Origin of the sequence: Streptomyces sp. NPDC003036 (assembly GCF_040611175.1) — a bacterium.
Lineage (GTDB): Bacteria > Actinomycetota > Actinomycetes > Streptomycetales > Streptomycetaceae > Streptomyces.
The window spans coordinates 13,028-36,022 of the sequence record NZ_JBEXNO010000048.1 but is presented as its reverse complement, the minus strand read 5'-3'; the positions used below and the strand labels follow the sequence as shown (position 1 = coordinate 36,022).

At 75.2% G+C, this 22,995-nt stretch carries 18 protein-coding genes; 8 read left to right on the top strand and 10 right to left on the bottom strand.

Features of this window, described 5'->3' with window-relative positions:
• Nucleotides 1–47: 47 nt before the first annotated feature.
• On the bottom strand, nucleotides 48–1,415 hold the full coding sequence (locus ABZX67_RS28510) for a cytochrome P450 (protein ID WP_355365888.1): 1,368 nt from the start codon (nucleotides 1,413–1,415) through the stop codon (nucleotides 48–50).
• Between the two features lie 190 nt (nucleotides 1,416–1,605).
• On the opposite strand from ABZX67_RS28510, the gene ABZX67_RS28505 reads away from it, so the two are divergent.
• The 6 genes from ABZX67_RS28505 to ABZX67_RS28480 all read left to right on the top strand — a co-directional run bounded on the left by ABZX67_RS28505 (nucleotide 1,606) and on the right by ABZX67_RS28480 (nucleotide 9,182).
• Complete coding sequence (locus ABZX67_RS28505; RefSeq protein ID WP_355365885.1) at nucleotides 1,606–2,604, top strand: LysR family transcriptional regulator; 999 nt, start codon at nucleotides 1,606–1,608, stop codon at nucleotides 2,602–2,604.
• A 75-nt stretch (nucleotides 2,605–2,679) separates the two neighbouring features.
• Nucleotides 2,680–4,071, top strand: coding sequence for a carbohydrate-binding protein (locus ABZX67_RS28500; RefSeq protein ID WP_355365882.1), 1,392 nt, complete (start codon nucleotides 2,680–2,682; stop codon nucleotides 4,069–4,071).
• Between the two features lie 59 nt (nucleotides 4,072–4,130).
• The gene (locus ABZX67_RS28495; RefSeq protein ID WP_355365879.1) at nucleotides 4,131–4,589 is read left to right on the top strand and encodes an Rrf2 family transcriptional regulator; all 459 of its coding nucleotides are present in this window, start codon (nucleotides 4,131–4,133) and stop codon (nucleotides 4,587–4,589) included.
• Nucleotides 4,590–4,725: 136 nt separating this feature from the next.
• The gene (locus ABZX67_RS28490; protein ID WP_355365876.1) at nucleotides 4,726–5,949 is read left to right on the top strand and encodes an acyl-CoA dehydrogenase; all 1,224 of its coding nucleotides are present in this window, start codon (nucleotides 4,726–4,728) and stop codon (nucleotides 5,947–5,949) included.
• 87 nt (nucleotides 5,950–6,036) lie between these two features.
• Entirely contained in the window at nucleotides 6,037–6,786 is a 750-nt protein-coding gene (locus tag ABZX67_RS28485) for an HAD-IA family hydrolase (protein WP_355365873.1), read from the top strand.
• Nucleotides 6,783–9,182 (top strand): glycosyl hydrolase family 65 protein, encoded by a 2,400-nt coding sequence (locus ABZX67_RS28480; protein ID WP_355365870.1) that lies wholly within the window; start codon nucleotides 6,783–6,785, stop codon nucleotides 9,180–9,182. Before ABZX67_RS28485 ends, ABZX67_RS28480 begins: the two co-directional genes overlap by 4 nt.
• Before the next feature lie 20 nt (nucleotides 9,183–9,202).
• Here the strand turns inward: ABZX67_RS28480 and ABZX67_RS28475 are convergent, their stop codons facing one another.
• The 3 genes from ABZX67_RS28475 to ABZX67_RS28465 form a co-directional block, all read right to left on the bottom strand.
• Nucleotides 9,203–9,910 (bottom strand): pyridoxamine 5'-phosphate oxidase family protein, encoded by a 708-nt coding sequence (locus tag ABZX67_RS28475; RefSeq protein WP_355365867.1) that lies wholly within the window; start codon nucleotides 9,908–9,910, stop codon nucleotides 9,203–9,205.
• Between the two features lie 103 nt (nucleotides 9,911–10,013).
• Nucleotides 10,014–11,726 (bottom strand): cytochrome c oxidase subunit I, encoded by a 1,713-nt coding sequence (ctaD, locus tag ABZX67_RS28470; protein WP_355365864.1) that lies wholly within the window; start codon nucleotides 11,724–11,726, stop codon nucleotides 10,014–10,016.
• A 63-nt stretch (nucleotides 11,727–11,789) separates the two neighbouring features.
• Entirely contained in the window at nucleotides 11,790–13,322 is a 1,533-nt protein-coding gene (locus ABZX67_RS28465; RefSeq protein ID WP_355365861.1) for an SDR family oxidoreductase, read from the bottom strand.
• A 184-nt stretch (nucleotides 13,323–13,506) separates the two neighbouring features.
• On the opposite strand from ABZX67_RS28465, the gene ABZX67_RS28460 reads away from it, so the two are divergent.
• Nucleotides 13,507–14,820 (top strand): MFS transporter, encoded by a 1,314-nt coding sequence (locus ABZX67_RS28460; RefSeq protein WP_355365858.1) that lies wholly within the window; start codon nucleotides 13,507–13,509, stop codon nucleotides 14,818–14,820.
• Here the strand turns inward: ABZX67_RS28460 and ABZX67_RS28455 are convergent.
• Nucleotides 14,796–15,977 carry a 4-hydroxybenzoate 3-monooxygenase gene (locus ABZX67_RS28455; protein ID WP_355365855.1) on the bottom strand — a complete coding sequence of 394 codons (1,182 nt, stop codon included), beginning with the start codon at nucleotides 15,975–15,977 and terminating at the stop codon, nucleotides 14,796–14,798. The genes ABZX67_RS28460 and ABZX67_RS28455 overlap by 25 nt on opposite strands.
• A gap of 109 nt (nucleotides 15,978–16,086) precedes the next feature.
• On the opposite strand from ABZX67_RS28455, the gene ABZX67_RS28450 reads away from it, so the two are divergent.
• Nucleotides 16,087–17,739: an IclR family transcriptional regulator C-terminal domain-containing protein gene (locus ABZX67_RS28450; protein ID WP_355365852.1), complete on the top strand. Its 1,653-nt coding sequence runs from the start codon at nucleotides 16,087–16,089 to the stop codon at nucleotides 17,737–17,739.
• Nucleotides 17,740–17,754: 15 nt separating this feature from the next.
• On the opposite strand, the gene ABZX67_RS28445 is transcribed toward ABZX67_RS28450, so the two are convergent.
• The 5 genes from ABZX67_RS28445 to ABZX67_RS28425 are packed head-to-tail and all read right to left on the bottom strand — an operon-like array spanning nucleotide 17,755 to nucleotide 22,987.
• Nucleotides 17,755–18,687, bottom strand: a complete 933-nt coding sequence (locus tag ABZX67_RS28445; RefSeq protein WP_355365849.1) for a glutaminase — start codon at nucleotides 18,685–18,687, stop codon at nucleotides 17,755–17,757.
• 10 nt (nucleotides 18,688–18,697) lie between these two features.
• Nucleotides 18,698–20,866: a xanthine dehydrogenase family protein molybdopterin-binding subunit gene (locus ABZX67_RS28440; protein WP_355365846.1), complete on the bottom strand. Its 2,169-nt coding sequence runs from the start codon at nucleotides 20,864–20,866 to the stop codon at nucleotides 18,698–18,700.
• 60 nt (nucleotides 20,867–20,926) lie between these two features.
• Complete coding sequence (locus ABZX67_RS28435; protein ID WP_355365843.1) at nucleotides 20,927–21,931, bottom strand: xanthine dehydrogenase family protein subunit M; 1,005 nt, start codon at nucleotides 21,929–21,931, stop codon at nucleotides 20,927–20,929.
• Between the two features lie 7 nt (nucleotides 21,932–21,938).
• Complete coding sequence (locus ABZX67_RS28430) at nucleotides 21,939–22,502, bottom strand: 2Fe-2S iron-sulfur cluster-binding protein (RefSeq protein WP_355365840.1); 564 nt, start codon at nucleotides 22,500–22,502, stop codon at nucleotides 21,939–21,941.
• Nucleotides 22,502–22,987, bottom strand: coding sequence for a DUF5709 domain-containing protein (locus ABZX67_RS28425; RefSeq protein ID WP_355365837.1), 486 nt, complete (start codon nucleotides 22,985–22,987; stop codon nucleotides 22,502–22,504). The genes ABZX67_RS28430 and ABZX67_RS28425 overlap by 1 nt, the downstream gene beginning before the upstream one ends.
• Nucleotides 22,988–22,995: the final 8 nt, after the last annotated feature.

Here is a 22,995-nt window from a genome sequence, read left to right as displayed (position 1 = left end):
CCCGCTCCCGCCCCCGCGCTACCGGTCCGGGCCCGCCGACTACCCGATCAGCGGGCCCTGCCCACCGGCGTCAGGACGCAGCGCGCCGGGCCGGCCGGGCGCAGCGTGATGGCCGCCCGCACCGGCACCGTGCGGTCGACGGCGGTGAGCTCGTACCCCTGGAGGACCATCGCGAGCGCGAGCACCGACTCCAGCATGGAGAAGTGCTGCCCGATGCAGGCGCGCGGCCCGCCGCCGAAGGGGAACCAGGCGTAGCGCGGCCGGGCCTTCTCGGCCTCGGGGGTGAAGCGCTCGGGGTCGAAGCGCTCCGGATCCTCCCAGTAGAGCGGGTGGCGGTGGGTCACCCAGGGGGCGACGATCACATCGGCGCCGGCGGGGATGGTGTGGCCGCCGACGGCGGTGGCCTCGACGGCGCGGCGGCCGATCACCGGGGCCGCCGGGTACAGGCGCATGGCCTCCTTCAGGACCATGGTCAGGTACGGCAGCGCGTCGAGGTCGGCGGCCGTGGGCGTGCGCCCGTCCAGGACGCGCGCGACCTCGGCGCGGGCCCGGGTCTGCTCCTCGGGGTGGAGCGCCAGCAGGTGCAGGGCGAAGCCGAGTGAGGTCGCCGTCGTCTCGTGACCCGCCAGCAGGAAGATCAGCACCTGGTCGCGCAGCTCCGAGGCGTCCAGGCTGCCGTCCTCGGCGCTCTCGGCCCGCGCCAGCAGGGTCAGCAGGTCCTCGCCTTCGGCGTCGCCGCCCTGCGCGCGCCGCTCCTCGACGATGCGGTCGCAGACCGCGTACAGCTCGTCCGTCGCGGCGGCGGCACGGCGGTTGGCGGGGGTCGGCCACGCGCGCGGGGGGTTGAGCGGCGAGAAGCCGCGCCGCAGGACGTACTCGCCTATGACGGGGAAGGAGCGCTCCACGCCGTCGACGGCGGCGTCGACGTCGACCCCGAAGAGGATGCGGGCGACGGCGCGCAGGGTCAGCCGCGTCATCTCGTCGAGGACGTCCACGGCCTCGACGCCGTCCCAGCGCCGCAGCATGGCGGAGGTCTCGTCGGTGAGCGCCGACGCGTAGCCGTCGACGCGGCGGCGGGTGAAGAGCGGCTGGACGAGCCTGCGTTGCCGCAGGTAGTCGGCGTCCTGGCTGGTCAGCAGGCCGTTGCCGAAGGACTCCCGGACCTCCTGGTAGAAGGCGTTGTCCTTGCGGAAGCCGGCGGAATCCGTGGCCAGGACCTGCTGAGCGCCCTCCGCCGAGAAGACCCCGTACAGCTCCGACCGCAGCCCGGGCGGTCCGGCCGTGAACCGCACGACGTCCCCGTGCGCGCGCTGGGCCCGCAGGAAGGCGGCGAGCGAGTCGCTCCTGAGGTCCAGCAGGGAGCCGAGCAGCGGCAGGCCTGCCGGGCCGGGCGGGGACGTCTCGGTGGTCGCCATGGGTGCTCCGCTCTCCGCTGTATGTGGCGTACGTGGCGTACGTGGGTGCTTTCGGGCACGGCGGTGCCCGGCGTCCGCATCCTGCCCGGGCGGGTACGGGCCCACGCGGACCGGCGCGGGCCGATTCCGGCCGACTTTTGGTCTGGACCTGCTTATTGCCCGGGGCAGCGGCGGCGGCCAAGCTGCCCTCATGGACTTGGAGTTGCGCCACCTGAAGACGATCCGGGCCATCGCCGACGCGGGCAGTCTGACCAGGGCCGCCACGGAGCTGGGGCTCGCCCAGCCCGCGCTCAGCGCGCAGTTGCGCCGGATCGAGCGCTCGCTGGGAGGCGCGCTGTTCGAGCGCGGGCGCGGCGGGGTGCGGGCCACGGCGCTCGGCGAACTCGTGCTGGAGCGGGCCCGTGTGGTCCTGCCCGCGGTGTGCGCACTCCAGCAGGAGGCGGTGCGGTTCGCCCGCACCCGTGAGCCCGGCCCGGCGCGGGCGCCCGCCTTCCGGCTCGGCGGGACCCACGGGCCGCTGCTGGGCGGGCTGGTGGACCGGCTGGCCGCCGCCGAACCGGGCGCGTCGGTGACCACCCACACCTCCTGGTCCGAACGCGAGATCGCCGCGGCGGTGGCCGAGGGACGGCTGGACTACGCGCTCGTCGGCGCCTGCGGCGAGAGCGCGCCGCCCGAGCCCGCTGCGGGGCGGCTCGCCTGGACGGAGGTGGCGCGCGATCCGGTCTTCGTGATGCTCGCGGCCGGCCATCCGCTCGCCGCGCGCCCCGAGATCGAGCTGGCGGAACTGGCCGCGGAGGCGTGGACGGACGTGCCGGGCGACGGCTGCTTCGGCGACTGCTTCGCGGCCGCCTGCGTCCGCGCGGGTTTCACCCCGGCGTGCGTGTACGAGACGGACCTCGCGTCCTGCGTGCACCTGGTGGAGGTGGGGCGGGCCGTGGGGCTGTGCCGCGCCACGTTCCCGGCCACGCCCGGGATGGTGACGCGGCCGCTCACCGGTACGCCGCTGGTCTGGCGGCACCTGCTGGGCTGGCACCCCGAGGCCCCGGCGGCGGCCTGGGCCCCGGCGGTGGTCGCCCACGTGCGCGCCGCGCACCGGGACGCGGTGGCGCGCAGCCCCAGCTATACGCGCTGGCTGGCGTCCCGGCGTACCCCCGCCGCCGTCCATAACGCGAGGGAGGGGGTCAACTGACATCTGCCGCGCGGCCCTTCGCCCTTCCTACCGTTTCGGCAACCTTCACCGAACCGACCGGAAGGGCACTCCCCCATGTCGCACAGAAACGCCGCAGCGGCGTGCGCCGTCGCCGCGGCCGCCGCGGGCGCGCTGCTCCTGGCCACGCCGCAGGCGGCGGGCGCCGCCGCTCCCCCCTCCCCCGGGCCCCGCACCGCCGCCACCGCAGCCGACACCCTGGCCGTCTCCGCCGCCCCGCCGGAGCTGCTCGGCGCCCTGCAGCGGGACCTCGGCCTCACGCCCGCCCAGGCCGCGCGGCGGCTCGCCAACGAGGCGGAGGCGGGCGCGGCCGCGGCCCGGCTCCAGCAGCGGCTGGCGGGCGCGTACGCCGGGGCCTGGGTGGACGGCGCCGAGGCCGGCACGCTCACCGTGGCCACCACGCGGGCCGCCGACGCCGCGGCCATCACGGCGGCCGGGGCCCGGGCCCGGGTCGTGCCGCACACCCTGGCCGAGCTGGACCGCACCAAGGCGGCCCTGGACCGCGCGGCCCTCCGCAACTCCACGGCCGACGCGCCCGTCTGGTACGTCGACGTCCGCGCCAACACCGTGGTGATACGCGCCGTGAAGGCGTCGGCGGCCGAGTCGCTGATCCGCGCGAGCGGCGCCGACCGGACGCGCGTGCGGGTCGAGGCGACCACCGAACGACCGCGCCCGCTCTACGACATCAGGGGCGGTGACGCGTACTACATGGGCGGCGGCGGGCGTTGCTCCGTCGGTTTCGCCATCACCCGCGGCACCCAGCAGGGGTTCGCCACCGCGGGCCACTGCGGCCGGGCGGGCACGAGCACGAGCGGCTTCAACCAGGTGGCGCAGGGCACCTTCCAGGCGTCCAGCTTCCCGGGCCGGGACATGGCGTGGGTGGCGGCCAACAGCAGCTGGACCTCGACCCCGTACGTCAAGGGCGCCGGCGGCCGGAACGTCCAGGTGACCGGCTCCGTGCAGCAGCCGGTCGGCGCCTCGATCTGCCGCTCGGGCTCCACCACCGGATGGCACTGCGGCACCATCCAGCAGCACAACACCAGCGTCACCTACCCCGAGGGCACCATCACCGGCGTGACCCGGACGTCCGTGTGCGCCGAGCCGGGCGACTCGGGCGGCTCGTACCTCTCGGGCAGCCAGGCGCAGGGGGTCACCTCCGGCGGTTCGGGTGACTGCCGCAGCGGCGGGACGACGTTCCACCAGCCGATCAACCCGCTGCTCCAGGCGTACGGGCTGACGCTGAAGACGACGACGGGCCCGGGCGACCCCGGCGACCCCGGTGACCCGGGCGACCCGGGCGAGCCCGGGGGCACGTGGGCGGCCGGCACGGTCTACACGGCCGGCGACCAGGTGACCTACGGCGGCGCGGCCTACCGCTGCCTCCAGGGCCACCAGGCGCAGGCGGGCTGGGAGCCGCCGAACGTGCCGGCGCTCTGGCAGCGCGTCTGAGCACGGGCGCCGGGCCGACGCCCGGGGCACCGCGCACCGCGTACGGGATAATGCCGGGCATGCGCATTTCAGCCAGGGCCGACTACGCGGTGCGTGCCGCGCTCCAGCTCGCCGCCGCGCAGGACACGGGGCCGGTCAAGGCCGAGGCGATCGCCGCGTCCCAGGGCGTGTCCCACAAGTTCCTGGAGTCGATCCTCAACGACCTGCGCCGCGGCGGGCTCGTGCACAGCCGGCGCGGCGGGAACGGCGGCTACTGGCTGGCGCGGCCCGCGGCGTCGATCAGCGTCGCCGACGTCATACGGGTCGCGGACGGGCCGCTCGTGTCGGTGCGCGGGGTGCGGCCGCCGGAGTTGTCGTACTCGGGAGCGGCGGAGTCGCTGCTGCCGCTGTGGATCGCCCTGCGGGCGCACGTGCGGCAGATCCTGGAGGGCGTGAGCCTGGCCGACGTCGCCTCGGCCAGGCTGCCGGCCGAGGTGTCGGCGCTCACCGAGAACCCGGCCGCCTGGACGAACCCCTGATCCGTCCGATCCACGACCGTCTCACGTCGTGGTCCCGGAGTGTCCACGCCTCGAACTGCCCCTTGGGCGCGGGGAATCACCTCTGCCACTATCCCTACTGAATCAGTGGGAAAACCGGAACTCCTGTGAGGTGACCGTGGCGACCGCGACAGCGCCGACATCGGCGGACGACGTGAACTGGCCGCGCGTCACCCGGGAGGTCGCCGACGACCTCGCCGCCGACGCGCTCGCCCGCGACCGGGCGGGCGGCCCGCCGTTCGACGAAGCCGCGCGGCTGCGCGAGGCCGGCCTGCCGACGCTGCTCACACCGCCCGCACCGAAGGAGGCCGGCGGCGCCGACTGGCGGACGGCCTGCGCGGCGGTCAAGGAGATCGCGGCGGCCGACGGCTCCATCGGCGAACTCCTCGCGCACCACTACGTCCTGGCCTGGAGCGGCCGCTTCCTCGGCTCCGGCGACGCCGCCGCGCGCTTCGAGCGGCGCGCCAGGAGCGGCCGGTGGCTCCTCGCCGGCGGCATCGACCTGCCCGACGGCGAAGGCGAGACCGGGGGCGGAAGCGGGGACGACGGCGCCGGGCCCGGCCTCACCCTCGTATCGCGGGAAGGCGGCGCGTACGTCCTGAACGGGCGCCGGCGTTTCGACGCCGGGGTGGCGGTCGCCGACCGGCTGGTCGTCGGCGCCCGGTGCACCGGAACCGGCGACTTACTCGTCGTCCTGGCGGACCCGGCGCATCCCGGCGTGTCCGCCGACCCGGCGGCCGACCGCGTCGGACAGCGCCTGTCCGGCGGCGGCACCGTCGGTTTCGACGGCGTCCCGGTCGGCGCGGCCGACGTCCTCGGGGCCGTGCCGCGCGACGACCACGCCGTCGCGCCGTTCACCGCCCTCGCCCCGCTCGCGCTGCGGCTCCTGCGGGTCCACGTCGCCCTGGGCGTCGCCGAGGGCGCGCTGGCGGAAGCGCGCGACGTCAGCCGCGCCGCACAGGCCGCCCGGCCGCCCGCGGCGGAGGGCGCGGACCCGTACCTCCTCCTCGCCTACGGAGAGCTGGCGACCGCCGCGCACACCGCCGCCGCGGTCGTGGAGCGCGCGACGGACGCCCTGGCGCGCGGGCTGCTGGCGGGGGCGGCGCTCGACGTGGAGGGACACGCCGACATCGCCGTACTCGTCGCCGCGGCGGAGGCCGTCACCAGCAGGTCGGCCGTGCACATCACCACCCGCGTCCTGGAGCTCACCGACGGCGCGGGCTTCGACCGCTTCTGGCGCAACGCGCGCGTGCTCACCGCGCACACCTCCCCGGCGCGGCGCCTGCGCGACATCGGCGACCACTACCTCAACGGCACCCTCCCGCGCCTCGCGCCGCTGTAAGCACCTCGGTCACACCGTCCGGACGGGTACGGCGGCCGTTCCTGGGGACTCGCATCTCCCGGGAGGACACGGGCCGAGGGAGGTGCCATGACCGCAGGGGTGCCGGCGCTGGACTCGGCGCGGGGCGTGGTCCTGGACACCGACGGGGTGATCACCGACTCGGCCCGGGTGCACGCGGCGGCCTGGAAGGGCGCCTTCGACGCCTTCCTTCGCGACCACCCGCCACCGGACCCGGGGCAGCGCCGCCCGTTCGACACCGGCGAGGACTACGCGCGCCACGTGGACGGCAGGTCCCGCCCCGACGGAGCGGCGGCCTTCCTGGCGTCGCGGGGCCTGCGGCCGGACGACGCCGCGGTGGCGGAGGTCGCCACCGTGAAGGAGCGGCTCTTCACCGCGCTGCTGCGGGAGCGGCCCATCGCCGCCTACCCCGGCACGGTGCGGCTGCTGCGGGCGCTGCGCGCGGCCGGGGTGCCGCTGGCGGCGGCGTCGGCATCGCGGCACGCCCGGGAGCTGCTGGTGCGCGCGGACGTCATCGGCCTCTTCGACGCGGTGGTGGACGGGATCGAGGCGGCGCGGCTCGGCCTGCCCGGCAAGCCGGAGCCCGCGCTGTTCCTGGAGGCGGCCCGCCGACTGGGGGTGCCCACCGGGCGGTGCGCGCTCGTCGAGGACGCGCTCGCGGGCGTGGAGGCGGGGCGGCGCGGCGGCTTCGGCCTGGTCGTGGGGGTGGACCGCCGGGCGGGCCCCGGCACGGCGGACGCGCTGCGGCGCGCGGGCGCCGACCTCGTCGTCCACGACCTCGCGGAACTCCTGCCCACGGACAAGGGAGCCCGGACGTGACGGACCGGACGGACTGGACGTGGGAGTACGAGGCGTACCTGCCGGAGGAGGAGAGCCTCCGGGAGTCCCTGTGCACCCTCGGCAACGGCTACTTCGCCACCCGGGGCGCCGCCTCCGAGTGCGCGGCCGACGGCACCCACTACCCCGGTACGTACGTGGCCGGGTGCTACAACCGCCTGACGTCCGAGGTGGCCGGGCGCACGGTCGAGAACGAGGACCTGGTCAACCTGCCCAACTGGCTGGTGCTGCGCTACCGGCTGAACGGCGAGGGCCGCCCGGGCCCGTGGCTCACCCCGGACAGCCGCCGGCTCCTCGACCACCGCCAGACCCTCGACCTGCGCCAGGGCACGCTGGAGCGGGTGACGCGGTACGGGGACGAGCAGGGGCGGCGGCTGACCGTGCGGCAGCACCGGCTGGTGCACATGGGCGACCCGCACCTGGCGGCCCTGCGTACGGTGTTCACGGCCGACAACTGGAGCGGCACGCTGGAGGTGGAGGCCGCCCTCGACGGGTCGGTCGAGAACACGGGCGTGGCCCGCTACCGGCAGCTGGCCACCCGCCACCTCATCCACGTGCACACAGGCGACGCCGCCGCCGACACGGTGTGGCTGCGCTGCCGCACCACCACCTCGGACATCCGCGTCGGCATGGCGGCCCGCATCACCGCGGCGGGCGTGGAGGGCACGTCCCACCACCCGCAGCGGCGCGCGGTGCAGCGCATGCGGCTGGCCATGGAGCCGGGGCGGGCGGTCGTCGTGGACAAGACCGTCGCCCTGCACACCTCCCGCGACCCGGCGATCGGCGACCCGCTGCACGCGGCCGTGGACCGGGTGCGGCGCGCCGGGTCGTTCGAGGAGCTGCTGGCCTCGCACCGCGCCGCGTGGCAGCAGCTGTGGCGGCGGGCCGAGCTGGAGGTGCCGGACGAGGCGGGCCGGATCCTGCGGCTGCACCTCTTCCACGTCCTGCAGACCCTCTCCCCGCACACCGGCGACCTCGACGTGGGCGTTCCGGCGCGCGGGCTGCACGGGGAGGCGTACCGGGGCCACATCTTCTGGGACGAGCTCTTCGTGCTGCCGTACCTGAACCTCCACTTCCCCGAGACGTCCCGGGCTCTGCTCACCTACCGCTACCGGCGGCTGGAGCGGGCCCGCTTCAGCGCCCTGGACGCGGGGTGCACGGGGGCGATGTACCCGTGGCAGAGCGGCAGCGACGGCCGCGAGGAGGCGCAGCGGCTGCACCTCAACCCGCGCTCGGGGCGCTGGGTGCCGGACCACTCGCACCTCCAGCACCACGTCGGCTCGGCGATCGCGTACAACGTGTGGCAGTACTGCGAGGCGAGCGGCGACAGCGAGTTCCTGCACACCAAGGGCGCGGAGATGCTGCTGCAGATCGCCCGCTTCTGGGCCTGCCGCGCCCAGCTGGATCCGGCGCTGGGCCGCTACCGCATCCGCGGGGTGGTCGGGCCGGACGAGTACCACGACGCCTACCCGGGCTCCGCCGAGCCGGGCCTCGACGACAACGCGTACACCAACGTCACGGCCGCCTGGGTGCTGGCCCGCACCCTGGACCTGCTGCGCTCGCTGCCCGAGCCGCGCCGCCTGGAGCTGGTGGAGCGCACTGGGCTGCACCACGGGGAGCTGGAGCTGTGGGAGGACGTGTCGCGCATGCTGCACGTGCCGTTCCACGAGGGGGTGATCAGCCAGTTCGAGGGATTCGGGGAGCTGGCGGAGTTCGACTGGGAGGGGTACCGGCGCCGGTTCGGCGACATCCGGCGGCTGGACCGGATCCTGGAGGCGGAGGGCGACAGCGTCAACCGCTACAAGGCGTCCAAGCAGGCGGACGTGCTGATGCTGGGCTACCTGTTCTCGCCCGCCGAGCTGCGCACGCTCTTCAGCCGGCTGGGCTACGTCCTCGACGAGGAGATGTGGCGCCGCACCGTCGACTACTACCTGCACCGCACGAGCCACGGCTCCACGCTGAGCGGCCTCGTCCACGGCTGGGTGCTGGCGCGGGTGCGGCGGTCGGAGGCGTGGCGGTTCTGCCAGGAGGCGCTGGAGGGCGACATCGCGGACATCCAGGGCGGTACGACGGGTGAGGGCATCCACCTGGGCGCGATGGCGGGCACCCTCGACCTCGTCCAGCGCGGCCTGACGGGCCTGGAGACGCGGGGCGGGGCGCTGCGGCTGGACCCGGTGCCGCTGCCGGAGCTGTCGGAGTTCTGCTTCACGCTGCGCTACCGGGGCCACTGGGGCGTGTCGCTGCGGATGGCGCCGGGGAGCCTGCACATCGCCGTGCCGGGGTCCGGGCGCGACCCGATCGACGTGGAGCTGCCGGAGCGGGCGGTGCTGGTCGAGCCGGGCGAGGAGTGCGAGCTGCCGCTGCCGGTGGTGCGCTAGTCGGCGCTAGCCGGAGGGCTTCACGCCTGTTCGAGACGCCGGCGTACGTGCCGGTGGGCGTCCCACACGTCGACCCTGCGGCCGGTGACCTGGGTGGGCCTGAGCGCGACCCACCGCGCGCCCTCGGCATCCGGCCAGGGGGCGCGGTACGCCTGCCGGTCGAGGCGGCGTACGGCCTCGGGGTCGGTGATCGGGCGGGGCTCGCCGACGATCAGGACGCTCCAGCCGCGGCCCACCACATCGTCGATGTGGTCCACTTCGAAGGCGACCTCGCCGCCGGGGCCGGTCGCCGGGAGGGCGTCCGGCGGCGTCCGGAACGCCACCTCGCCCTCGGCCACGACATAGGTGACCGGCATGATCGCGGGGTGGCTGTGGCTGGTCAGCGCGACCCGGCCGACGCCGTGGGTGCCGAGCAGGGCGCCGCACTCGTCACGGCTCAGCTCGGTGAGGAGCGGCCGCTGGGCGGGGACGCCGGAGCCGGGCGGAAGGTCGGCGGTGCCGCCCTCCAGCTCGATGACGCTGGTCTCCAGCGCGTCGGCCAGGCGCAGCAGGAAGCCGATGCCGGGGGTGGCGGGCTGTTCCTCCAGGTACTGGATGTAGCCGGGCGCCGAGCCGGCGCGGCGGGCGACCTCTTCGCGGCTGAGGCCGAGCTGCTCGCGGCGGGCGGCCACGCGGCGGCCGATGTCCCCGCAGCAGTGGCCGTGGCCCTGGGAATGCTTCTCGGACATGAGGCACCGTCCCTTCGGTCGAAGGGCACCCTGTCCTTACGGTAGCCACCGGGGCCGGGGTCCGCACGCCCCGTCGCCGCCCGGCCCTTGCCGCAGCGGGGTCCTACTGCTCCCCCGGTCCCGGCTCCACCACGTCGCGGCGGCGGCCCAGGGTCTCCTCCCGCTCGCGCTCGACGATCGCCGGGTGATGCAGGTCGAAGGCGGGCGACTCGGAGCGGATGCGCGGCATGGTGATGAAGTTGTGGCGGGGCGGCGGGCAGGAGGTGGCCCACTCCAGGGAGCGCCCGTAGCCCCAGGGGTCGTCGACGTCGACCCGCTTGCCGTGGCGGGCGGTCTTCCACACGTTGTAGAGGAACGGGAACGTCGACAGGCCCAGCAGGAACGAACCGATGGTCGACACCATGTTGAGCGCGGTGAACCCGTCGGCGGCGAGGTAGTCGGCGTACCGGCGCGGCATGCCCTCCGCGCCCAGCCAGTGCTGGACGAGGAACGTCAGGTGGAAGCCCGCGAACAGCGTCCAGAAGTGGATCTGGCCGAGCCGTTCGTCGAGCATGCGCCCGGTCATCTTGGGCCACCAGAAGTGGAAGCCCGAGAACATCGCGAAGACGATCGTCCCGAAGAGCACGTAGTGGAAGTGGCCGACGACGAAGTACGTGTCGGTGACGTGGAAGTCCATCGGCGGCGAGGCGAGGACGACGCCGGTCAGCCCGCCGAAGAGGAAGGTGACGAGGAAGCCGACGGCCCACAGCATCGGGGTCTCGAAGCTGAGGGAGCCCTTCCAGGTGGTGCCGATCCAGTTGAAGAACTTCACGCCGGTCGGCACCGCGATGAGGAAGCTCAGCAGCGAGAAGAAGGGCAGGAGCACCGCGCCGGTGGCGAACATGTGGTGCGCCCACACCACCACCGACAGGCCGGTGATGGCGATGGTGGCGCCGATGAGGCCGATGTAGCCGAAGAGGGGCTTGCGGGAGAAGACCGGCAGGACTTCGGTGACCACGCCGAAGAACGGCAGCGCCAGGATGTACACCTCGGGGTGGCCGAAGAACCAGAACAGGTGCTGCCACAGCAGCGTGCCGCCGTTGCGGGGGTCGAAGATGTGCGAGCCGAAGGCGCGGTCGGACTCCAGGGCGAGGAGCGCGGCGGCGAGCACGGGGAAGGCGAGCAGCACCAGGACGGAGGTCAGCAGCACGTTCCAGGTGAAGATCGGCATCCGGAACATCGTCATCCCGGGGGCCCGCATCCCGATGATCGTCGTGATGAAGTTGACCGCGCCGAGGATGGTGCCGAACCCGGAGAGCGCCAGGCCCATGATCCACAGGTCGGCGCCGATCTGGGCGGTGTGCTCGCGCCGGTTGAGCGGGGCGTAGGCGGTCCAGCCGAAGTCGGCGGCGCCGTTGGCGGTCAGCAGGGAGCCGACGACCATGAGGCCGCCGAAGAGGAAGAGCCAGTACGACAGCATGTTCAGGCGCGGGAAGGCCACGTCGGGCGAGCCGATCTGGAGCGGCATGACGGCGTTGGCGAACCCGGCGAAGGTGGGGGTGGCGAAGAGCAGCAGCATCACGGTGCCGTGGAGCGTGAAGGCCTGGTTGTACTGCTCGTTGGTGACCAGTTGCATGCCGGGGCGGGCCAGTTCGGCGCGGATCACCAGGGCCAGCGCCCCCGCGAAGAGGAAGAAACCGAACGAGGTGACCAGGTACAGGTGTCCGATCCTCTTGTGGTCCGTCGTGGTCAGCCACCCCACCAGGGCGCGGCCCCGACGGCGCCAGGCGGAGGAGGAGACCGGTGCCGGGGCGACGGGCTCGGTCGATGTCACCATGGGCCGCAACGCTACGCAGTACCTCGGGGCACGGGGGGTTTGGCTCGCCTGGCCGTGGCCACGTCACTCGTATTGGGCAGCGGCCCGCGTCCGGGACCGGCGGGCTCGCTCCTCGTCCTCCGCGGCGCGGGCGATGTTGCGGGCCATGCCGCCGAAGACGGTGGCGTGGAAGGGGGAGACGGCCCACCAGTAGGCGTGCCCGAGGAGGCCGTGCGGATGGAACAGGGCGCGCTGGCGGTAGCGGCTGCGGCCGTCGCCGTCCTCCTCGGCGTACATCTCCAGCCAGGCGAGGCCGGGCAGCCGCATTTCGGCGCGCAGCCGCAGCAGCCGGCCCCGCTCGATCTCCTCGACGCGCCAGAAGTCCAGCGAGTCGCCCACCCTCAGCCGGTGCGCGTCCCGGCGGCCGCGGCGCAGGCCGACGCCTCCGGCGAGCCGGTCGAGCCAGCCGCGTACCGCCCAGGCGAGCGGGAAGGAGTACCAGCCGTTCTCCCCGCCGATGCCCTCGATGACGCGCCACAGGGTGTCGGGCGAGGCGTCGACCCACCGGGCGCGCCGGTCGGTGTAGAGGCTGCCGCCCGACCAGTCGGGGTCGGTCGGCAGCGGGTCGCTCGGCGCGCCGGGCACGGACGCGGAGGACCAGCGGGTGGTCACCCGGGCCTCGCGGACCCGGCGCAGGGCGAGGGCGAGGGCCCGGTCGCAGCCGATGGGGTGGCCGGGCGGGTCGGGGACGTGGGCGGCGATGTCGTGCTCCCGGCAGACGACCTCGTGGCGGAGGGACTCGGCGAGCGGCCGGGCGATGCCGGGCGGTACGGGCGTGACGAGGCCGATCCAGAGGCTGGACAGGCGCGGGGTGAGGACGGGCACGGGCAGGATCAGCCGTCGGGGCAGCCCGGCCACGGCGGCGTACCGCCGCATCAGGTCGCGGTAGGTCAGGACGTCGGGGCCGCCGATGTCGAAGGTGCGGTTCACGTCGGCGGGCATGTCCGCGCTGCCGACGAGGTAGCGCAGGACGTCGCGCACGGCGATGGGCTGGATGCGGGTGCGGACCCAGCTGGGGGTGACCATGACGGGCAGCCGCTCGGTGAGGTAGCGGAGCATCTCGAAGGAGGCCGAGCCGGAGCCGAGGACGACGGCGGCGCGCAGCACGGCGGTGGGCACGCCGGAGTCGAGCAGGATCCGGCCGACCTCGGCGCGGGAGCGCAGGTGCGGGGAGAGCGCGCGCTCCGGTACGCCCGCGGGGGTGAGCCCGCCGAGGTAGACGAGGCGGCGGACGCCGGCGCCCCGGGCGCAGCGGCCGAAGATCCGGGCGGCCGTGCGGTCGGTGCTCTCGAAGTCCGGGCCGCTGCCCAGGGCGTGGACCAGGTAGTACGCCACGTCCACGCCGCGCATCGCCTCGCGCACCGACTCCTCGTCGGTGACGTCGCCGCGGACCACCTCGACCCGGTCGGCCCAGGGCAGGTCGCGGAGTTTGCCGGGCGAGCGGGCCAGGCAGCGGACGCGGTGGCCGGCGGCCAGCAGCTCGGGGACGAGCCGGCCGCCGATGTAACCGGTGGCGCCGGTGACGAGGCAGAGCGCCGGGCCGTCGGGGCGGTTCATGGGGCTCCCTGGGGATCCGAGGCGGTGGGTCCGTGTCCTTCCACCCTCGCCTCTGCGCGGCCCGTGCGCCCGGTGGACAACCGTGCGCGACGCATTGACAGGGGTCGGCCGCGAGCCGAGACTCTTCGCCCGCACAAAAGTGAAACGGATTTCACCACGCGAACAAGCTTTCCCAGGGACGGTCATGACTTCTCCACGCACGTTCCGTACGGTCTTCCCGGTGCTCGCCCTGTGCTGGCTGGCCGTCTTCTTCGACGGGATGGACGTCAACATCTACGGCGCCGTCATGCCGCACATGCTCGACGACGCCGGGCTCGGCCTCACGAAGGCGAGCGCGGGCGCGATCGGCAGCTGGACCACCTTCGGCATGCTCATCGGCGCGCTCGCCGCCGGGAACGTCACCGACTGGCTCGGGCGCCGGCCCCTGCTGGTCGCGAGCATCACGCTCTTCTCGTTCGGCTCGGCGCTCTGCGCGCTCGCGGGCAGCCCGGCGTTCTTCGGCGCCGGGCGGTTCGTGTCGGGCCTGGGGCTCGGTGGGCTGATGCCGCTGTGCCTGGCGATGGTGATGGAGTTCGCGCCGCCGCGCCGGGCCGCCCTGACGACGGGGCTGCTGATGACCTCGTACCACGCGGGCGGCATGGCCGCGACGGGCCTCGGCCTCACGGTGGCGCCCGCCGCCGGGTGGCGCTGGGTGTTCTGGGCGGGCGCGGTGCCCGCCGTCATCGCCGTACCGCTGCTGCTCAGGCTGCTGCCCGAGTCGCCGGGGGTGCTCCTCGCGCGGGGCGAGCGGGAGCGGGCGGACGCGGTCGCGGACCGGTACGGGCTCGCGCGGCCGACGCCCGTGGAGGCGCCGGCGGCCGGGGCGAAGGGCCGCCTGGAGGCCGTACGGGCGTTGTTCCGGCCGGAGTCGCGGTGGGCGACGCCGCTGCTGTGGCTGGCGGCCTTCTGCGGGCTGCTGCTGGTGTACGGGGTGTCGACGTGGCTGCCGCAGATGATGCGCGCCTCCGGCTACGGGGTCGGCTCCTCCGTCAGCTTCCTGCTGGTCATCAACGCGGGCGGCATCGTCGGCCTGCTCGTCGCGGGCCGCACCGCCGACCGGTTCGGCCCGGTGCGGGTGTCGGCGATCTGGTTCGTGCTCACGGCGGCCGGGGCGCTGCTGCTGCGGTCCCAGCTGCCGCTGGGGTGGACGTACGTGGTGGTCGCGGGCACCGGTGTGGTGCTCTTCAGCGCGCAGGTCATGGTGTACGCCGCCGTCACCACCGTCTACCGCGACAGCGAGCGCGCCGCCGGCCTCGGCTGGGTGACCGGCGTGGGCCGTACGGGCGCGGTGTTCGGCCCGTGGCTGGGCGGGGTGCTGGCGGCGAGCGGCCACGACAGCTGGGGCTTCACGGCGTTCGCCCTGGCCGGGCTGGCCGGCGCCGTCGCCATCGCGTGCGTCCCGCTCGCCGCGCGCGCCCCGCGCGGCGGGGCCGCTCAGCCCATCGGCAAGCCGGTGTAGTTGTCGGCCAGTTCGGCGGCGGCGTGCGGCGAGGTGGCGATCCGTTCGAGCTGCGCGAGCTGGAGGCGGGTGTCGAACGGCGACTGCGCCGGGTCGGCGTGCAGGGTCGTCGTCATGGCGTACGAGAAGTGCTCCGCCCGCCACACCCGGCGCAGACAGGTGTCGGAGTACGCCTCCAGGAGCTCGTCCGAGCCCGTGCCCGCCCGGTGGGCGAGGGCGCGGGCGAGCACCACCACGTCGGCCACGGCGAGGTTGAGGCCTTTGGCGCCGGTGGGCGGCACGATGTGCGCGGCGTCCCCGGCGAGGAAGAGCCGCCCGTGGCGCATCGGTTCGGTGACCCAGCTGCGCATCGGCAGCACCGCCTTCTGCGTCACCGGGCCGCGCTTCAGCCGCCAGCCGGGCGCGGAGTCGAGGGCGAAGCGGGCGTCCAGCTCGTCCCAGACGCGCTCGTCGGGCCAGTCGGCGGGGTCGGTGCCGTTCGGGACCTGGAGGTAGAGGCGGCTGACGGCCGGGGTACGCATGCTGGCGAGGGCGAAGCCGCGCGGGGAGTGGGCGTAGATCAGTTCGTCGTAGACGGGCGGGGCCTCGGCGAGGATGCCCAGCCAGGAGTAGGGGTAGGTCCGCTCGTACGTGGTGCGCAGGTGCTCCGGCACGGCGGTGCGGGCGATGCCGTGGAAGCCGTCGCAGCCGACGACGTAGTCGCAGGTGAGGGTCTGCTCCCGGCCCTCGTGGGTGTAGCGGATGGCGGGGCGGTCGGTGTCGGCGCCGTCGACGGCGTGGACCTCGGCCTCGAAGAGCAGCGGGCCTCCTTCGGCGAGCTGGAGGGCGACGAGGTCCTTGACCACCTCGGTCTGCGCGTACACCGTGACCCTGCGCCCGCCGGTGAGGGCGGGGAAGTCGAGGCGGTGGGCGCGCCCGTCGAAGCGCAGCTCGATACCGTCGTGGACCAGGCCCTCGCGGTCGAGGCGCGCCCCGGCGCCGACGGAACGCAGCACGTCGACGGTGCCCTGCTCCAGGATGCCGGCGCGCTGGCGGCGCTCGACGTACGCGCGGTCGCGGCTCTCCAGCACGACGCTGTCGACACCGGCGCGGTGGAGCAGCCGGGCGAGCAGCAGTCCGGCCGGGCCGCCGCCGATGATCCCGACGGTGGTGTGCATGCGCTCTCCTGTTCGCGTGGTGAAGTAAACTTCACAAAGATGGGTGCGCCGAGTCTGCGCGCGCCACCCGGGGCTGTCAACGCCCCCGTTCCTCGATGACGGAGAGCCGATGCCATCCACCAGCCCCGCCGACCCGCCCCCCGAGGCCGTGGCCCCGCTCATGCGCGGCATCGCGGTCCTGCGCGCGCTCACCGACGCGGACGCGCGGCTGAGCCTCAGCGAGCTGGAGCGCGCCACCGGCCTCGCCCGCGCCACCGTCGACCGGGTCGCGGCCACGCTGGCGCGCATGGGGTACGTACGCCTCGACGGCCGCGACGCGGCGCTCGCCCCGCGCCTGATGGAGCTCGGCAACGCCTACCTCGCCGCGATCCGGCTGCCCGGCCTGCTTGGGCCGCACGCCGACGCGCTCGCCGACGAGCTGGACGAGTCGGTCTCCCTGGCGGTGGGCGACGGCGACGGCATCCGGTTCATCCACCAGGCCACCCGGCGCCGCGCCATGTCCCTGACCTTCCGCATCGGCGACCTGCTGCCCGCCGAACGCACCGGGCCCGGCCCGCTGTTCGCCGCCGAGTGGACGGCGCGGGAGTGGACCCGGTGGCGCGAGCGCCGCGCCGCCGACCCCGAGGACCGGGGCTTTCCCGCCGTACCGCCGCGCCACCGCGAGGCCGAGGCCGGCTTCGAGGAGCGGGTGGCACAGGCACGGGAGCAGGGGTGGGCGCTCGACGACCAGCTCATCGAGCCGGGCCTGGTCGCGGTGACCGTGCCGGTCCGGGCCGCCGACGGCCCCGTGGCGTGCGCGCTCAGCGTGGTGAGCCACACCAGCCGGCACAGCGCCTCCTCGCTGCGCGACGCCGCGCTCCCCCGGCTGCGCGCGGCGGTGGGCGCCATGGAGCAGGCGCTGCGCGAGGCGCCGCCGCCGGACCCCGGGGCACGCCCCGACGCGCTGGCCGCCTGGACGGGCGCCTCCAAGCAGGAGCTGGGCCGGGACTTCATCGAGTCCCTCGCCCGGGGGCTGACCGTGCCGACCGCCTTCGGCGAGGGCCGCGACGCGCTCACGCTCAGCGCCGTGGCCGAGGCGACGGGCCTGGCCCGGGCGACCGCCCGGCGGGCGCTCATCACGCTGGAGCACCTCGGCTACGTCACGGCGCACGAGCGGACGTTCCGGCTGACGCCGCGCGTGCTGGGCCTCGGGTATCCCCCGCTGTCGCGCACGACGCTGTCCGCCATCGCCGCGCCGCACCTGGCGGAGCTCGCCACGCGCGTGCACGACTCGGCGTCCCTGGCCGTGCTCGACGGGGACGACATCCGGTACACGGCGCGCGTCGCCACCAGCCGCATCATGAGCGTCAACATCACCGTCGGCACGCGCTTCCCGGCGTACGCGACGTCCATGGGCCGCGTGATGCTGGCGGGGCTGCCGGGCGAGGAGCGCCGGGAGCGGGTCGCGCGGGCCGAGCTGCGCGCGCTGACGCCGTACACGGTCACGGACCGGGGCGAGCTGGCCGCAGTCCTGGACGGGGTCGCCGCGAGCGGCCACGCGCTCGTCGACGAGGAGCTGGAGGAGGGGCTGCGCTCCATCGCCGTCCCCGTACGCGACCGGGCCGGCACGGTGGTCGCGGCGGCGAACGTCGCCATGCACAGCGTGCGGCGCAGCGCCGAGGAGTGCGTCGCGGAGGTCCTGCCCGAGCTGCGGGCGGCGGCGGACCGGATCGAGGCGGACCTGGCGGTGGTGGGTCGTTTCGCCCGGGTCCCGGTGGAGTGATGCCGACGGGAGTGATCAGAAGACGGAGAGGCCCGTCAGGGTGGTGAAGCGGTCCAGGGCGGCCACGCCCGCCACCGAGTTGCCGCGCCGGTCCAGGCCCGGGGACCAGACGCACAGGGTGCAGTGACCGGGGACGACCGCGATGATCCCGCCGCCGACGCCGCTCTTGCCGGGCAGGCCGACCCGGTGGGCGAAGTCCCCGGCGGCGTCGTACGTACCGCAGGTGAGCATCACGGCGTTGATCTGCTTGGCCTGGCTGCGGGTCAGCAGGGTCGAGCCGTCGGCGCGTATGCCGTGCCGGGCGAGGAAGCCAGCGGCCAGGGCCAGGTCGGCGCAGGACGCCTCCAGCGAGCACTGGCGGAAGTACTGGTCGAGCAGCTCCGGTACCGGGTTGGTGATGTTGCCGTACGAGGCCATGAAGTGCGCGAGGGCGGCGTTGCGGTCGCCGTGCGCGGCCTCGGAGGCGGCGACCTTCTCGTCGAAGTCCAGGCCGGGGTTGCCGCTCTCGGCGCGCAGGAACTCCCGCAGCGCCCCGGAGGCGTCGCCGCCGGTCAGGGCCTGGAGGCGGTCGGTGGTGACGAGGGCGCCCGCGTTGATGAACGGGTTGCGCGGGATGCCGTTCTCGTACTCCAGCTGCACCAGCGAGTTGAACGGGTTGCCGGACGGCTCCCGGCCGACGCGCTCCCACAGCGCCTCGCCGTCCCTCGACAGCACCAGGGCGAGCGTGAAGACCTTGGTGATCGACTGCGCGGAGAAGGGCCGCCGCCAGTCCCCGACCCCGTACACCGTGCCGTCGAGCTCGGCGACGGCCATCCCGAAGCGGCCCGGGTCGGCCTCGGCGAGGGCCGGGATGTAGTCGGCGGGGCGGCCGCGGTCGCGGTCGGGGACGGCGGCGATCTCGGCGGCGATGCGGTCGAGGACGGAGGCGAAGCGCGGTGACACGCCCACACAGTACGGGCTACGCGAGGTGCGGAAGCACCCGGTCCGGGGTGAGGGGCAGTTCGCGGAGGCGGACGCCGGTGGCGTGGTGGACGGCGTTGCCGAGGGCGGCCGGGGTGCCGACGATGCCGATCTCGCCGATGCCCTTGCTGCCCATCGGGTTGAGGTGGGGGTCCTCCTCCTCGACCCAGTGGGCCTCGACGTCCGGCACGTCGGCGTGGCTCGGCACGTGGTACGCGGCCAGGTCGCGCTCGGCGAAGTCGCCGAACGCCGGGTCCACGGTGGAGTGCTCGGTCAGCGCCATGCCGAGGCCCATCACCATGCCGCCGATGAACTGGGAGCGCGCGGTGCGCGGGTTGAGGATGCGCCCGGCGGCGTACACGCCGAGGAGCCTGCGGACCCGGACCTCGCCGGTGGCGGTGTCGACCGCCACCTCGGCGAAGTGGGCGCCGAAGGCGTGGCGGGCGAACGGCGGGGTCCGCTCGGCCTCCTCGGTGGTGTCGGCCGTGGACGACAGCCCGCCCACGGGCAGCGGCCCCTCGTGGCGGGCGAGCCGCTCGGCCAGGCGCGTACACGCCTGGTGGACGGCGGACCCCCAGGAGGCCGTCCCCGACGAGCCGCCGGCGAGCGGGGCGCGCGGGAGGCGGGTGCAGCCGATGCCGACGCGTACGGAGCCGAGGGGGGTGGACAGGGCGTCGGCGGCGATCTGGGCGAGAACGGTCCGGGCGCCGGTGCCGATGTCGGTGGCGTTGACGTCGACGGCGAAGGTGCCGTCGGGCAGGGCGGTCGCGGTGGCCGTGGACGGCGCGAGCAGCACCGGGTAGGTCGCGGCGGCCACGCCCGTGCCGGTCAGCCACCGCCCCTTCGGGCCGCCGCGACGGGACGCCGGGCGCGGGTCGCGGTCGTGCCAGCCGAAGCGGCGGGCGCCCTCGCGCAGGCAGGCGACGAGGTTGCGGCTGGAGAAGGGCAGGCCGCTGTCGGGCTCGGTGGCGGGATCGTTGCGGACGCGCAGCTCGACGGGGTCGAGGCCGAGGGCGTCGGCCAGTTCGTCCATGGCCGACTCGAGCGCGTACATGCCGGACGCCTCGCCCGGGGCGCGCATCCACGAGGGCGACGGTACGTCGAGGGGCACGACCCGGTGGCTGGTGAGGCTGTGCGGCGAGGCGTACATGACCCGCGCGGGGACGGCCGCCTGCTCGACGAACTCGGTGATCCGGGAGGTCTGCGTGGTGACCTCGTGGCCCACCGCTATGAGGGTGCCGTCGCGCTCGGCGGCGAGCCGGACGCGCTGGACGGTCGGCGCGCGGTGCCCGACGGTCGTCGGCAGGTCCTTGCGGGGCAGCGCCAGCTTCACCGGGCGGCCCGTGTGGCGGGCGGCCATGGCGGCGAGCACGACGTGCGGGCGGGGCGTGCCCTTGGAGCCGAAGCCGCCGCCGACGTGCTCGGAGACGACCGTGATCCGCTCCTCCGGGACCCGGAACATCCCGGCCAGGACGGCGCGGACGGGCCCCGCGCCCTGGCTGGAGTCGTACACCGTCAGGTGGTCGGAGCCGTCGGCGCCGTCCCAGCGGGCGTAGGCGGCGTGCGGCTCCATGGGGTGGTTGTGCAGCGGCGGTATCCGGTAGGTGACGTCGACTCGTACGGGCGCGGCCGCCCAGGCCGCCCCGGCGTCGCCGCGCACCCGGCGGGCGGCGCTGCCGCCGTTGGCCTCGTCGGGCTCGTACGCGTCCGGGTGGTCGGGGCGGAGGATGACGTCGTGCGGCTCGGCGGCGTACGTGACGTGGACGGCCTCGGCGGTGGCGCGGGCGGCCTCCAGGGTCTCGGCGACGGCGAGCGCGACGTACCAGCCCCGGTGCGGTACGCGGTCGTCCTGGAGCACGGCGAGGGCCGGGTCGTCGGGCTCGCCGAGCCGGGGCGCGGTCCACGGCGTCAGGACGGCGAGGGCGCCGGGGGTGGCGAGGGCCGCCGAGGTGTCGACGGCGGTGACGCGGCCGCGGGCGACGGTGGCGGGGACGGGCCATGCGTACGCGCAGTCGGGCGGGGTGTGCGCGAGCTCGGTGGCGTACCGCGCGGTGCCGGTGACCTTGTCGCGGCCTTCGAGGCGCTCGGCGGGGGCTCCGAGGCCGCCGCCGGCGGGGGTGGCCGTCGCTGCTGCGGCGGCGCCAGAGGTGGTCTGGGTGGGGCGCATCGCGGCTCTCCGGGTGCGGTCGGTCGGCGGGGCGGGCGGGCGGATCGTGCGAGGTGGGCGTCAGCGGTGGGTGAGCTCCCTGGCCTGTGCGAGTTCCGCCAGGGCACGACGGGCGAGGTTGCGGGCGAGTGGCACCTTGAAGGCGTTGTCGCCGAGCGGCTCGGCGAGGGCCAGTTCGGCGTTGACCGCGTGGCCGATGTTCGCGGTGCTCGGCGGGTGGCCGAGGAGCGCGGCCTCGGCGAGGCGGGCGCGCCACGGGCGGTGGGCGAGGCCGCCGAACGCGAGCCCCACCCGGCGTACGCGCCCCTTCTCGTCCACGTCGAGGACGGCGGCGACGGAGGCGAGCGCGAAGGCGAAGGACGCGCGGTCGCGCGCCTTGAGGTACGTGGACGGCAGCCCGGCCGTCGACGCCGGGAGCGCGACGGCGGTGATCAGCTCGCCGGGCCGGATGACGGTGTCCCGCTCCGGGTGGTCGCCGGGCAGGCGGTGGAACTCGGTCGCCGGGACGGTCCGCCCGCCGTCCGGGCCGCGCAGTTCGACGGTGGCGTCGAGCGCGGCGAGCGCGACGGCCATGTCGGACGGGTGCGTGGCGATGCAGTGCGGCGAGTGGCCCAGGACGGCGTGGTCACGGTGGACGCCGGCGCGGGCGGCGCAGCCGGTGCCCGGTTCGCGTTTGTTGCACGGCTTGGCGGTGTCCTGGAAGTAGGGGCACCGGGTGCGCTGGAGCAGGTTGCCGCCGGTGGTGGCGACGTTGCGCAGCTGCCCGGACGCGCCGGCGAGCAGCGCCTGCGACAGGGCCGGGTAGCGGGTGCGCACCAGCGGATGGGCGGCGAGGTCGCTGTTGCGTACGGTCGCGCCGACCCGCAACCCACCGTCCGGCAGCTCCTCGACGGTGTCCAGCGGGAGCCGGCTGACGTCGACGAGGGTGTCGGGCGTCTCGACGCCGTGCTTCATCAGGTCGACGAGGTTGGTGCCGCCGGCGAGGTAGCGGGCCCCGGGGCTGCCGGCGTGGGCGGCGGTCGCTTCCTCGACGCTGGTGGCGCGTACGTACGCGTAGGGCTTCATGAGCGGATCACGTCCTCGTCACGTCCTCGACGGCGGCGACGATGTTCGGGTACGCGCCACAGCGGCAGAGGTTGCCGCTCAGCCGCTCGCGGATCTCGTCGGCCGTGAGGCGGACGGGCCCCTGGGCCGGCGGCGCGGCGGGGTCGGTCGCGTACGAGGGGTGGCCGGCGGCGGCCTCGTCGAGGGCGCCGGCCGCCGAGCAGAGCTGGCCGGGGGTGCAGTAGCCGCACTGGAAGGCGTCCCGGTCCAGGAAGGCCCGCTGGAGCGGGTGCAGCTCGCCGTCGCCGAGGGCCGCCAGGCCCTCCACGGTGGTGATGTCGGAGCCGTCCTGCGCGACGGCCAGGAGCAGGCAGCTGTTGGCGCGCCGGCCGTCGACGAGCACGGTGCAGGCGCCGCACTGGCCGTGGTCGCAGCCCTTCTTCGCGCCGGTCAGGCCGAGGCGCTCGCGCAGCACGTCGAGCAGTGTCGTGCGGTGGTCGACGGCGAGGGTGTGCGGCGCGCCGTTCACCGTGAGGGTGACGCGCGAGTGCGTGGGGGCCTTGGGGGCCTCGGGGGACGGCGCGGCCGGCATCAGAGGGCCTCGTCGCCCTCGTCGGGGACGGTGTGCATGGCGGCTTCCTCGGCGGAGGCCGCGGCTCCGGCGATGCCCACGTCGCGGGCGACGACGTCCTTCTCGGTGTCGGGGTGGGCGCCTTCGTCGGGCGCGACGAGCCGGCCGGAGCGCTCGCGTCCCACCTGGTCGTCGAGGGGTTCGCCGTCCCCGCCGGGCAGGTCCCCGATGCCGTTGGACACGGCCTGGGGGTCCTCGGGCTGCAGCGCCGGGTCCGGGACCTCCTCGGCCAGCCGCTGGTCCAGGCTCTCGCGCTCGCGCTGCTCGCGGGCGGTGGTGCCGGTGTGGTCCACGGCCAGCGGCCGCTCGGGCGGCGACCAGCCTTCGTCGTACGGGTCGGCCTCGCGGTCCGACAGGGTGTCCTCGGGGTCGAGGATGCCCGTGTCCTCCCGGTCCTCGGCGACGGGCTGGTAGACCTCGTCACCCATCGATTCCTCGGTTCCCATGGCGTGGC